The 640-nt window shown below is 69.2% G+C and carries 2 pseudogenes; both read right to left on the bottom strand.

Annotated elements, in window-relative coordinates:
• A pseudogene (locus tag MOV75_RS40940) lies at positions 1 to 259 on the bottom strand (hypothetical protein); the annotation flags it as partial.
• A 30-nt stretch (positions 260 to 289) separates the two neighbouring features.
• Positions 290 to 640: pseudogene (locus tag MOV75_RS40935) on the bottom strand (hypothetical protein); the annotation flags it as partial.

Here is a 640-nt window from a genome sequence, read left to right as displayed (position 1 = left end):
GAGGCTCCGCCGGCAAAGCCGCGACCGCCGGCGCATTCGGATCGGGCTGCTGCTGCGCCCCCTTGTACAGATCCTTCGGGACGCCCTGCTCGAGGCCAGGCACCCCCTCCGGGAAGACTGGCTTGCGGTCGCCCGGCAGCTTCTTCTTGGTGTCGAGGAAGTCGAGCATGTCGCTTGGATCGAAGCTGGAGCAGCCGCCCAGGGCGCCCGTGAAGGCGATCAGGACGGCGGCTGCGATCAAGCGTGGCGTGCGGCGCATCGTGTGTCTCGTTACGTCAGAGGGCCGTCGTCAGCTCTTGGCGACGGGCGGCAGCAGGGCCTGGAGAGCCTCGGCGCGCGAGCGCAAGCCGGGCGGCGTTTCGCCGTCTTCGCCAATCGCGTCGAGCCATTTGCGGGCCGCGGTCATGTCGTTGTTGCGCCAGGCGGACAGCGCCAGCATCTCGCGGGCGCTGTGGCGGAAGGTCGATTTGGGCGCGGCGGATGACTCCAGCCGCTGCTGCATGTCGGCATAGCTGGCGCTGTCCAGCAGCAGGCCGGCGGCGCGGATCTTCGCAAGATCCTGCCACTCACCACCCACGCCGCGGTCGGCAGCAAGCTCGTCATACATCTTGGCGGCGGCCTTGGGATCGCGGTTGGCGGC

The organism is Bradyrhizobium sp. PRIMUS42 (genome assembly GCF_023006515.1).
Classification (GTDB): Bacteria; Pseudomonadota; Alphaproteobacteria; order Rhizobiales; family Xanthobacteraceae; genus Bradyrhizobium.
This window is presented reverse-complemented; position numbering and strand designations above follow the sequence as displayed.